This window comes from Bifidobacterium sp. ESL1130 (assembly GCF_058507935.1).
The window spans coordinates 1,636,475-1,648,568 of the sequence record NZ_CP196379.1 but is presented as its reverse complement, the minus strand read 5'-3'; the positions used below and the strand labels follow the sequence as shown (position 1 = coordinate 1,648,568).

Genomic DNA, 12,094 nt, shown 5'->3' with positions numbered 1-12,094 from the left:
GGGTATTTACGATATTGATGTTGCTTATGCTGGACTATCAGCAAACCCCATCACACCGGTATGGCGGATGCCGGCAATTCGTACGGCGCCAGCTATCATGCATCGCCACGGTCAACAATGATGACGCGACGTTGGTGCTCGTCGTTGACCAAGGCGTACGGTCGGCGCTCACCGCCGTCGAACAACCGTACGGAGATAAGGCGATTGGCGCGTCCGGGCTTGTTTTCGATACGTTGGACCTGCATTTCATCGACAGCTGAATTCAGATAAGGGTCGAACACCTCCACCGCGTCCTGGCCGTCAGGAAGCCGAGAGAATCCGGTGACGAGCACATAATGGCCATTCATCTTGTTGGACCAGATACGTGCCATGCCGGCTCCCCCATCTTGTATCGCAGTGCGCAAAGGGCTTCCGGCTGCACCGGCCAGAGCCTGATCTCCCCGATACAGCTGTGCTCGTATGGGGAATCGTCCCGTCTCGCCGTACATGTTAAGCATGTCCATCAGCGCCAACATGGCGCTTGGTGAGGTGCCGTTGCCGGCAAAAGTGCCATCGGGATCGTAATTGTCCATCGTGCGGGTGAACACGGACCACACCACGTCCGGGCGCAGCTCCTCACGCTCGTACAGGTAGCGCAGCGCGTTGAACACGGTGGTGGGGGCGCATGTGTAGTCGGTGGACTGGTAGATCAAATCGTTTTTCATGATTCCCCTCACTTGCCGGTAGCAGGAACACAGGCTGTGCGCGTCTGTACAACAAGTGTAATGCCGGGCCGGAGTGTTGCGTGACTGTGTTCGGTCTGTCTCGGCGGTGATATATCTGTAACATACACGAAAACGGAATTGCTATAGGATGTTGCCATATCGTAATGAGACCGGACAACGAATACGGCATTAAGAGTTACTAAAAGCGGATGTTTGCTGAGCATCGCAGGCGAAGACCAAACATGAGTCTTGCTGAGCGTCAGTGAACCGCACAAACTGTTACGTCGAAAAGAAGGATATTTATGACTGGTTTTCCACATAGGACAACACATGTGAAGACGCGGGGATCGGCACATCAATGGCTCGCTTTCCTGCTGGCCGCACTGATGGTCGTGGCCAGCTTCGGCTTCTCTGTCGCATTCCCCGATGATGCACAGGCTTCCACTGCTGTGAGCGCAACGGCTGCAACGCAAGCCGAAGGCGCAAACAAAGGCATTGACCAGTCCGGCAAGTCGAGCGTCACCGACGAGACGAAGGCGCTCGCAGCCAAGGCCAAGGGGCGGCACTACACCATCGCCACGGATACCACATTCGCACCTTTTGAATTTAGGCAAAACGGCAAGCTCGTTGGTATCGATATGGACATTGTCAACGGCATCGCCAAAAGCCAAGGGTTCACCGTCACCATTCAGTCGCTTGGCTTCAATGCGGCAGTGCAGGCTTTGAGCTCGAATCAGGCCGATGGCGTCATCGCAGGCATGTCGATGACGGACGAGCGGCGCCAAGCCTATGATTTCTCCGACGCGTACTTCCAGTCCGGTGTGCAGATGGCCGTCGCCAAGTCCGACGACAGCATCAAGGGATACCAGGGGCTGAAGGGCAAGACGGTGACAGTCAAAACCGGTTCCGAAAGCGAGACCTACGCCAAGTCGATCAGTGAGAAGTACGGTTTCACTGTAAAGCCTGTTGACCAGTCGGCCACAATGGTTGAAATGGTCAAGTCCGGCAACGCCGCCGCCATGTTCGACGACTATCCGGTGCTCGCTTACGGCATCTCGCAAAACAACGGGCTGAAAGCCGTCACGCCCAAGGTTCCGGAAGGTTCCTACGGTTTCGCCGTCAACAAGGGGCGTAATGCTGAACTGCTCGCGGCCTTCAACGTCGGTCTTGCACAGCTGCGCGAATCCGGACAATACGACAAGATACTTACCACCTACTTGGGGGACAACGCCACTGGTTCGAAAGACACCAACAGCGTCAAAACCGTCAAGAAGGTAGGATTCTGGGATTTGGTCAAACAGTCCTTCCCGGCATTGATGACAGGCCTGAAAAACACGCTTATCATTACGGTGCTCTCGTTCGTGGTCGCCCTCATTCTTGGCTTGGTGTTCGGGCTGATGCGTGTCAGTGAGAACAAGATCCTTCAGTGGATTGCCAGGATCTATACGGCCATATTCCGCGGCACACCAGTGCTGGTCTGGGCCTTCTTCTTCTACTTCGGCATCCCGCAGATGGTCGGTCACTCGCTGCCGCACTGGCTGTGGATCTCCGGCTTGCTCACGCTTTCGCTCAACTCCGGCTCATACCTGACGGAAATTATCCGCGGATCCATTCAGTCGGTGGATGTCGGTCAGACCGAGGGGGCGCGCTCGCTGGGTATGACCAGTGGGCAGACCATGCGTAAAGTCGTGCTGCCGCAGGCCATTGCCTACGCCACACCGTCCGTGATCAATCAACTGGTCATTCTGCTCAAGGATTCCTCGCTGCTGCTCACCATCGGTTTCGCCGACCTGCTCTACCAGGCACAACAGCTCTATGCGGCGAACTTCCGCGTTACGGAGACACTGCTTATGGTCGGTGTCATCTACTTCGTGGCCATCACCGTGCTCACGTGGCTGGCGAACATTGTCGACCGACGTTTGAACAAGAAGTGAACCGCGAATCCACAACGATGATGCGACGATGAGAGAAATGCTGATGAGAAGAATGATGATGGGAGAAACCATGACGGACGAGATGATGGGTGTAGCCGGAGGAAACGCTACAGTATCGGGTGCGACCGCAGCTGATACTGCCATGACCGACGGCGCTGCAGCCGGCACAGCAGATGCAGGTGAACTGGTGGTGAACGTGCGCGACCTGTGCAAGAGCTACGGCGATACGCAGGTGTTGAAGCACATTGACCTGCAGGTGCGCAAGGGTGAGGTGGTGTGCATCATCGGGCCTTCGGGCGCCGGCAAATCAACGTTGCTGCGTTGCCTCAATGGCTTGGAAACGCCGACTTCGGGGTCGGTTGTGGTCAACGGTGAGGATATTGCCTCCAGGGACGTGAACATCGACAAGGTGCGCGAGCAGATCGGCATGGTGTTCCAGCACTTCAATCTGTTCCCGAACATGAGTGTGGAAGAGAACATCACGCTCGCTCCCACCATGGTGCGCAAGACACCCAAGGAGGAGGCTCGCCGAACCGCAGCCCGCTTGCTTGATTTGGTCGGACTGTCGGAGAAGAAGGATGCCATGCCGTCCTCTCTTTCCGGCGGTCAGCAGCAGCGTGTTGCCATTGCGCGGTCCTTGGCTATGAATCCGTCGATTATGCTCTTTGACGAGGCCACGAGTGCTCTTGACCCGGAGATGGTCGGCGATGTGCTTGAAGTAATCCGTCGTCTGGCGGATCAAGGCATGACGATGATTCTGGTTACTCATGAGATGGGTTTTGCGCGAGAGGTGTCCAGCCGCGTCATCTTCACCGATAGTGGTGTGATTGAGGAGCAGGGCACACCCGATCAGATTTTCAACCATCCTAAGAGCGAACGCCTGAAGTCGTTCCTCTCAAAGGTGCTGTAACAACCTAATCCGTCTATCGACCCGGGGTTGGATCACTGTTGATTTGCCGTGCGCCAGAGCAGCTGGTTGAAGTGTTCTGGCCCTGCGCCAATCTCGAAGTTGTACATGGCGCAGCCCAACCCCACGTGGGCGAAAAGCCCCTCGCTCGCTCGGGCGCTTACGGTCGCCTCGCCGTTCGTTCCGCTGTGCAAAGTGAAGACGAACGGCTGCTGGTTGAGCGATGTGGGAGCACGCATCGCGGCTTGCATGCCGTTCAGGAACCACTGCGGTGCCGGTTGGGATTCTCCCGCAGTTTGCGTCGGTGCAGCGGTTGTGCCGGGTTTGTCTGTGTTGGGTGAGCTTGCGCTGGGTAGGTTTACGCTTGGCGAGCCCGTACCTGTGCTGTTCGCTTCTGTGCTGGAGCAACCGCAATCCAGCGACATGTCATCGGGAATCTCGCACAATTGAGTCATGGCTTTGCTGCGACATTTCGAAATCCTGCCTGCGGGATGGCCGAACGCCAACACCCAGATGATATGTTCGCCCGGGTTGAGGTCCCACCAGCCATCGGTGGCATTGTCGAGCACGGCCCACGAGGTCGCCAGGCCTAGGCTCACCAGGAACACGCTCAGGTGCTCGCCCCAGTATCCGACGTTCGTTTGCAATGCGATTTCGTCGGCATCCTCTGCTGTTCCACTTGTGGCGGCGTGCTTGAGTTCGTCTCCAGTGAGTCCCTTGCCTTTGCCGATCAACACAATGGCGTTGTGGACATTGCGGAACCTGCCGTAATGCGTTTTGCAGCCCATGAAGGCGTCGTCCAATCCGCTTGTCATTTGGATGTGCAATCCGGAAGCTGCGTTGCAGACCTCGATTTCATGCTGGATGCGGGCCAAGGTTTCGCCATCGACGGCCTCGTCGGTGTAGGAGCGCACGGAATGTCGTTGTTCCAGATCCTCAAGTGTGTTCATGCTTACTATTTTCTCATGCTGCTGGAACTTAGCGTTTCGTGTTGGCTGCTGTGAATGGCCAATACACGGTACTAAGCACCTACATCGCTGAAAGTCGGGAATGCTGAACACAGCAAAAGTGCCCCCCGTCGGACTCGAACCGACAACCCACGACTTAAAAGGACGCTGCTCTAACCATTGAGCCAGAGGGGCACGAAAAGCCATTATACAGCGTTGCTTGACGAGACACACGGAAGTCTCTCGTTTTGTGAATTTGACTCTCCGGCGTTGCCGCCTGTCAAATTTGAATTGTTGTGGTATGTATGGTGCGGGCATGGGTAGTGGGCAGTAGGTAGAATCGGGCTATGTCTTGTACCACTCTTCTTGTAGGAAAAAACGCTAGCTACGACGGGTCCACGCTGATTGCGCGTGACGACGACTCCGGTCACGGTCGCTATGATCCCAAGCGTTTGGTGGCTGTGCGCCCCGAGGATCAACCGCGCCACTACCGCAGCACGCTCAGTCACGTTGAGATTGATCTGCCGGATGATCCCTGCGCGTACACGATTGCTCCCGATGCCTTGCGTGACCGCGGTATTCTGGCCGAAGCTGGTGTGAGCGAGCGTAACGTGGCAATGAGCGCCACGGAAACCATCGCCGTCAACGAGCGGGTACTCGGAGCCGATCCGATGGTCGAGCTGCGACAGGCGCGCACCGAACATGCCGCCGCCAATGGTTCCCAATCGCAGGGTGATGGCGGTGAGCTTGCCGTAGATCGGTTCTGGCGGTTGCACGGTGAGGCTGAACCGTATGACGGCAGCATTCTGGACACGGGCCTGCAGGTCAATGATTTGCTGCCTTCCGATGTGGCACCCAGTGCCTTGAGCGACATTCCCTCCGATGCGCAGGTGCGCGAAGAGGTTCCGGGGGGAATCGGCGAAGAAGATATCATCACTCTGGTGTTGCCGTATGTGCACACGGCTCGCCAAGCGGTGGTGCGCTTGGGGTCGCTGCTGGAACAGTACGGAACATATGAAGCCAACGGTGTGAGCATCTCTGATGTGAACGAAGTCTGGTACGTGGAAACCATCGGTGGGCATCACTGGATTGCCAAGCGTGTGCCGGACGACTGCTACGCCGCGATTCCCAATCAGCTGGGCATTGATGATTTCGATCTTGAGGCGGCACTTGCCTATGACGGTGATGAGCAAAAACCGTGTGATTTCCTGTGCTCGCAGGATATGCGCGAGTTTATTGCAGCCAATCATCTTGACCGGTCCATGGAGAGTGGGGAAGACCGGTGGCGTCACATGAACCCGCGCCATGTGTTTGGAACGGCCACCACCAAGGACCACATCTACAACACGCCTCGTGCTTGGTATATGCAGCGTTGCCTGAACCCGAGCGATGACTGGGATTCGCCGGACGCGCGTTTTACTCCCATCTCGGAGGACATGCCCTGGGCGCGCGTGCCTGAGCGTAAGGTGACGCTCGAAGACATGGACATGGTGCTCAGCTCCCACTACGAAGACACACCGTATGATCCTTACGGGCGTCTGGGGACCGAAGAGACTCGTCACCGGTATCGTCCCATCGGTATCAGCCGCACAGGCCACATGGCCATCATGCAGATCCGCCCGTACATGCCGGAATCTTACCGTTCGCTGATGTGGCTTGCCTTCGGCGCGCAACCCTTTACCTGCCCGGTGCCGTTCTATACGTCAGTGGCCGATACCCCTGCCTACTTGCGTGATACCACCGGTGAGGTGGACACTAACTCGTTGTATTGGACCAACCGTTTGATTTCGGTGATTGCCGACGCGCATTACAATCCCAACAGCAATGCGCTCGAGGCGTTCCATGAAGATGTGATGGGGCACGGGCACATGTTTGTGGACCAAACAGATCAGGCTGCTCACACGGTTGCGCAGTCAACGTCTCGCCAAGCGTTACCAACGTTGCTGGAACGTGCAAATCAGCGCATGTCGGACTACTTGCAGGCGCGCAATCAGAAGCTGCTCTCCCAAGTGCTCTTTACGTCGAGCGACCTGATGAACAATGCTTTTGCGCTCTCCGACCGCCCTCGCTGACATAGTGCGCTAGATATTGGTCAGGGGCAGCATGCCTGTTGAATTCGTTGGAGACAAGGCTCCCGAGTTTGCGGCGCTGCCCCTGGTGTGCTTACTCGGCGGGGCTGTCGGGACTGTTGGAATTGGCGGTGCTGCCAGCGTTGTCGATATTGTCAGCCTTGGCGGCACTGTCTATAGCTTTGCCGTTGTGGCCTTCGAATCGCAACTCCGGCTTGGGTTCGAGCCGGGAGAGACCGTGCCATGCCAGGTTGACGATGTGCGCGGCGATTTGTTCCTTGTTGATTTTTGGGTGGCTTGCCCAGTATTGCCCGGTGAATACGGTCATACCTACGAGCATCTGTGCGTAATACGGTGCGGTTTTGACGGGCAGATGATGGGCTTTGAATGCTTTGCCCAGCAGCTCTTCGACGTGCATGCTCACGTCTCCCAACAGCGAGCTGAAAGAGCTGGCCGGATCGGTGCTGGGGGAGTCTCGCACCAGCACTTGGAATCCTTCGGCATTCTCTTCGATGTAGGTGAGCAGTCCCAATGCGGTGCGCTCCACGATTTGGCGGGGATGCTCGTCGTTGGCTGACAGCGCGTTGATCAGGGTGTCGGTCAGCTTGCGCATCTCGCGATCCACCACTACGGCGTACAGCCCCTCTTTGCCTCCGAAGTGCTCGTAGACAATCGGTTTGCTCACTTTGGCGGCAGCCGCTATCTCCTCTACGCTCACCGCTTCGAAACCCTCTGCGGCGAACAGTGCGCGCCCTATGGCTATCAGCTGTTCGCGTCGTTGATATGATGTCATTCTCGAAGTGTTGGCCATACTGTCATCATACAGAATCTCCGCCCTTAGGTTTGCGGCCGTACCATGTTCTTCGGCGGCAGCTGCGATGAAGTGTGAGTGGAATTCTCGCTGCTGGTAAAAGCGGTGAAGCGATGTCTGCGCAGTGACGGCGCGCCGAACGCCGGTTTCGTGGTGGTTGTCAGCAGTGCTCAGTCTATGTGTGAAAGGTTACATTTCGTGTGATGGGCTTAGCGGCTCGGCTCAGGTGGTGCTAGATTTGTCTTGTTGTCTGAAGTCGGGCACATCGTACTTATTGAGGAACCATGCATCACAACAGCACTGCCGCATCTTCGCCGAGCCCACTCGGTACGCCTTTCCATGCGTCGCAAACGGTTGCGGCAATACCCTCCGGTGATGTAACGCTTACGTTCGTAGTCCCTGCATACAACATGGAGGACTATCTGGAACGCTGTGTCAACTCGCTGACGGCCACCGGTTCGGACGACGTGGAAGTGCTGGTGGTGGACGACGGTTCGTGCGACGGCACTGCGGCATTGGCTGATGCTTTGGCTGCGGCCAATCCTGGCGTAGTGCGCGCGATTCATCAAAACAACAAGGGGCATGGCGGCGCCACGAACGCCGGTGTGGCCCAAGCCCGCGGAGCCTATGTCAAAGTGGTGGATGCCGACGACTGGGTGGATGCAGGATCTCTGTCTCGTATGCTTGACGTGTTGCGCGCCCAGCAAGGCTCAACCAATCCGGTTGACATGGTGGTCACCGACTACGTGTACGACAAGGTGGGCAAGCGGCGCAAGCATGTGGTGCGGTTCAACCGTGTGATGGATGCCGACGTGCGTCTTGAATGGGATGACCTGCATCGTTTCGGCATCGCGCAATACCTCATCATGCACGCGTTGACCTTCCGTACCGAAGTGCTGCGTCAGGCGCATACCATCCTGCCCGAGCACACGTTCTACGTTGATTTCATCTATGCGTATCAGCCGCTGCCGTGGGTGTCTTCGCTCATTTATCTGGACACTCCGCTGTACCACTATTTCATCGGCAGGGACGGTCAGAGCGTACAAACCGATGTGATGGTGAGCCGTGTGGATCAGCTGGTGCGCATCAACCGCATCATGGCCGATGCCACGCCTGAACCCGGCATGGTCTCGCGCGGATTGTACCGATACATGATTCACTTCCTGTCCATCAACAGTGTGGTCGCCAGCGTGTTCCTCATCCTGTCGAAGGACCCGCACAATTACGAGGTGAAGCGCCAGATGTGGGACAATCTCAAACAACATTCGCCCGCCATCTCTCATGATGTGCGCAAGCAGTTGCCTTCCTTGGCTATCAACCTGCCTGGAGCCACCGGACGCTGGCTCATCCGTTACGGCTACCGTGTGGCCGAAAATGTGATCGGCTTCAACTGATTCCGAGTTCTTCTTGCATGGGACCTTCTCTCATGACAGGCACCGCAGCCTTTTCGGGCTCGTGACCGAGCAAGGAGATGTCTTCTCTCTGCCGAATATACGGTTATATGACGTTCGGTATGCACGAATGCACTGCGCTGCGAAGATACGCAGGTTGTGCTGATATTTTGACAGCTTGGCAGTTTTGCTGAAACTTCAGGTGCTTGAAGTTTGTTTGCTGGAATCAGACGCATGTGCCGTTCCTAGTCTTCCGCAATGTAGCGGTGATGTGTCAGAGAGATTTCAGTTATCCAAAGAAGGAGAAACATGCTCGGAGTCAATATCGACGACGTGATGGCCGTCGTCAAATCAATACGAGTGGAACTGGTGGTGATCGCAGCGGCGCTGGTGCTGGCGCTGATCGTCACCGCCGCAGTCAACAGGCGTACGGTGCAAGACCGTGCGGTACGTAAGCTCACACACTCGAGCGCCTGGGTTGCAGCCGCGCTCGCCAGCATCGCCGCCGTGGCCACCATGCTCTCCGGGCCGTTGAACAGCATGATCACCATGGCCACCGCGACCAAGCACACGCTGTCACAGTCCAGTATCTCCAAGACCAACAAGCTCGCGGTCGACATCGAACGCGAAGGCATCACCTTGCTGCAGAATAACGACGACATGCTGCCGCTGTCCAACAAAGGAGCTTCCAAGAACCTCAACGTGTTCGGATGGGCGTCCACCAATCCGGTCTATGGCGGCACCGGTTCCGGAGCGCTCGACGAATCATATTCCACCACATCGCTGCTCGACGGTTTGCAGCAGGCCGGATATAAGACCAACACCGACCTGTCGAAGTTCTACACCGGTTACGCCAAAGCCCGAGGCGTCATCGGCGTGACCGAAGCCGACTGGACGCTCCCGGAGCCTCCTGCTTCCAACTACAGCGACTCCATGATGAACGGCGCCAAGCAATTTTCCGACACCGCCATGGTGGTCATCTCCCGAGTGGGCGGCGAAGGCACTGATCTGCCCACCAATATGAACGCCAAAGGCATCACCTACCACAACAACTCCAAGGACTATGCCGACTTTACCGACGGTCAACACTATCTTGAACTCGACAAGTCAGAGAAAGACATGCTCGACCTGGTGTCGCGCAACTTCAGCAACGTCGTACTGGTCTATAACGGCGCCAACGCCTTCGAGCTGAACTTCCTCAAGGATTATCCCCAGATCAAGTCGGCGCTGTGGGTGCCGCACCCCGGTCAGGCGGGCTTCAAGGCCTTGGGCGAAGTGCTCAACGGCTCGGTCAACCCCTCGGGAAAGACCTCCGACACCTTCCTGACCGACATGAAACTCACGCCGTCATGGAACAACTTCGGTGATTTCCCCTACAACAACGTCCAGGAGTTCCAGATTGAATCGGCCAGAGGAACACGCTCGCCCCGATTCGTCAACTACACCGAAGGCATCTACGTGGGGTACCGATACTACGAGACCGCCGCGGACGAAGGGCTCATCAACTACGAGGACGTGGTGCAGTACCCGTTCGGCTACGGCCTGAGCTACACGAACTTCGACCAGCACATGGGCGAGGTGACCTACAGCGGGCATAAGGTATCGTTCGACGTGACCGTGACGAACAAGGGCAAGAACGCCGGCAAGGACGTTGTCGAAGTCTACAGCAATCCGCCGTACACCGACGGCGGCATCGAGAAAGCCAGCGCCAACCTCGTTACCTTCGCCAAAAGCAAGGAGTTGAAGCCGGGAGAGTCCCAGCGCATCCACATCTCCTTCAAGGACGATGACCTGGCGTCCTACGACTATAGGAACGCCAAGGCCTACGTGCTGGAGCAGGGCGACTACGGCATCTCCATCCGCTCCGACAGCCATCATGTCATCGGATCGCACACGCTGAACGTTCCCGACACCATCACCTACAACACGAAATCGAACACGCACGACGGCGACAAGGTGCCCGCCACCAACCAGTTCGACGACGTGGCAGGCAACGGCGTCAACTATCTGAGTCGTGCCGGGCATTTCTCCAATAGCAGCGCAGCGCTCGCAGCCCCGACTGACTATGCGATGCCCGACAATGTGAAGAAGACCTACTACAACAACGGCAACTACGATCCGAAGAAGTTCGATAACCCCGGCGATACGATGCCGACCACCAGTGCCAAGAACAATGTGCGTCTGGCGGATCTGCGCGGCAAGTCCTTCGATGACGGTCAATGGGACAAGTTGCTCGATGAGTTGAGCTTCAAGGACATGGACACGCTCATCGCTGACGGCGGCTATCAGAACGCTGCGATTGCATCCATAGGCAAACCGCGTATGTCCGACGTGGACGGTCCGGCGGCGTTGAAGGACAACTTCACCGGAGTGGGTTCCATCGGATTGCCTTCGAACGTGACGGTGGCCTGCACCTGGAACAAGGACATCGCGCACCGCTTCGGCGATGCGATCGGCACCATGGCACGCGATATGAACGTCTCCGGGTGGTATGCGCCTTCGGTCAATATGCACCGCAGTCCCTTCGGCGGCCGTAACTTCGAATACTTCTCCGAAGATCCGGTGCTCACGGGGGATATGGCTGCCCAGCAAGTGCTGGGAGCCGCCGACCATGGCATCTACAGCTTCACCAAGCATTTCGCGCTCAACGAGCAGGAAGTGCAGCGCAACGGTCAGCTGTGCACGTGGAGCAACGAGCAGGCCATGCGTGAGATCTATCTTAAGCCGTTCGAGATGGTCATGAAACAATCCAGCAAGACCCCACAGGCGTTGATGGGTGGGTTCAACTATGTGGGCAACACATATACCAGTGCGCAAAAGGCGCTTAATCAAACGGTGCTGCGCGGTGAGTGGGGCTTCCGAGGAATGATGGTGACCGACTACTTCTCCGGGCCGAATTACGGCTACCAGAATGCCGACCAAGTGATTCGCGGCGGCACCGACATCATGTTGGCCAGCACCGAGACCACCAACCATGTCACCGACCACAGTGCCACTTCGGTGATCGCCATGCGCCGTGCCTGCAAGAACATCCTCTACACCACGGTGAACAGTTGGATGTTCGAAAACGGTGAGCCCAAGCAGGCAACGCCGGCCTGGAAGATCGCCTACATAGTGACTGCTGTTGTCCTGGTGCTGGTGGCGGTTGTGCTGGAAGCGGTGGCCATACGGCGCTTTCTTGCACGTCGCAAGAAGCAAAGGGCATAGTGACTGCTGCCCTTGACAGGTGTTGAGAAAACGGCGGTGATAACGATGGAGCGGAAAGGAGAGTGATGCATACGAAAGTGAGTGGTTGGGGTTCGCGGTAGCCTCCTGAGTTCCTCGCCACTCA

Annotated in this window: 8 protein-coding genes and 1 tRNA gene; 5 read left to right on the top strand and 4 right to left on the bottom strand. The window is 57.0% G+C overall.

The annotated features are described in order from the left end of the window. Nucleotides 1–95 precede the first annotated feature (95 nt). A complete protein-coding gene (locus ACSYSO_RS06450; RefSeq protein ID WP_489760290.1) occupies nucleotides 96–704 on the bottom strand; it encodes a C39 family peptidase in 609 nt (202 codons plus the stop codon). A 332-nt stretch (nucleotides 705–1,036) separates the two neighbouring features. Here ACSYSO_RS06450 and ACSYSO_RS06445 point away from each other — a divergent pair, with 332 nt between their 5' ends. Together ACSYSO_RS06445 and ACSYSO_RS06440 are read left to right on the top strand one after the other, a co-directional pair. Next, nucleotides 1,037–2,638 (top strand): amino acid ABC transporter substrate-binding protein/permease, encoded by a 1,602-nt coding sequence (locus ACSYSO_RS06445; protein ID WP_489760289.1) that lies wholly within the window; start codon nucleotides 1,037–1,039, stop codon nucleotides 2,636–2,638. Between the two features lie 142 nt (nucleotides 2,639–2,780). Then, entirely contained in the window at nucleotides 2,781–3,548 is a 768-nt protein-coding gene (locus tag ACSYSO_RS06440; protein WP_489760348.1) for an amino acid ABC transporter ATP-binding protein, read from the top strand. Nucleotides 3,549–3,580: 32 nt separating this feature from the next. Here the strand turns inward: ACSYSO_RS06440 and ACSYSO_RS06435 are convergent, their stop codons facing one another. Next, the gene (locus ACSYSO_RS06435; RefSeq protein WP_489760288.1) at nucleotides 3,581–4,495 is read right to left on the bottom strand and encodes a nitroreductase family protein; all 915 of its coding nucleotides are present in this window, start codon (nucleotides 4,493–4,495) and stop codon (nucleotides 3,581–3,583) included. A 119-nt stretch (nucleotides 4,496–4,614) separates the two neighbouring features. After that, nucleotides 4,615–4,687 (bottom strand) — tRNA-Lys (locus tag ACSYSO_RS06430). A gap of 152 nt (nucleotides 4,688–4,839) precedes the next feature. On the opposite strand from ACSYSO_RS06430, the gene ACSYSO_RS06425 reads away from it, so the two are divergent. Next, nucleotides 4,840–6,564, top strand: a complete 1,725-nt coding sequence (locus ACSYSO_RS06425; RefSeq protein WP_489760287.1) for a C69 family dipeptidase — start codon at nucleotides 4,840–4,842, stop codon at nucleotides 6,562–6,564. A gap of 91 nt (nucleotides 6,565–6,655) precedes the next feature. On the opposite strand, the gene ACSYSO_RS06420 is transcribed toward ACSYSO_RS06425, so the two are convergent. Continuing rightward, nucleotides 6,656–7,372, bottom strand: a complete 717-nt coding sequence (locus ACSYSO_RS06420) for a TetR/AcrR family transcriptional regulator (protein WP_489760286.1) — start codon at nucleotides 7,370–7,372, stop codon at nucleotides 6,656–6,658. 362 nt (nucleotides 7,373–7,734) lie between these two features. Between ACSYSO_RS06420 and ACSYSO_RS06415 the strand changes: the two genes are divergently transcribed. Both ACSYSO_RS06415 and ACSYSO_RS06410 read left to right on the top strand, forming a co-directional pair. Continuing rightward, nucleotides 7,735–8,766, top strand: coding sequence for a glycosyltransferase family 2 protein (locus tag ACSYSO_RS06415; protein WP_491702078.1), 1,032 nt, complete (start codon nucleotides 7,735–7,737; stop codon nucleotides 8,764–8,766). Nucleotides 8,767–9,072: 306 nt separating this feature from the next. Next, complete coding sequence (locus ACSYSO_RS06410; RefSeq protein WP_489799881.1) at nucleotides 9,073–11,970, top strand: glycoside hydrolase family 3 protein; 2,898 nt, start codon at nucleotides 9,073–9,075, stop codon at nucleotides 11,968–11,970. Nucleotides 11,971–12,094 lie beyond the last annotated feature (124 nt).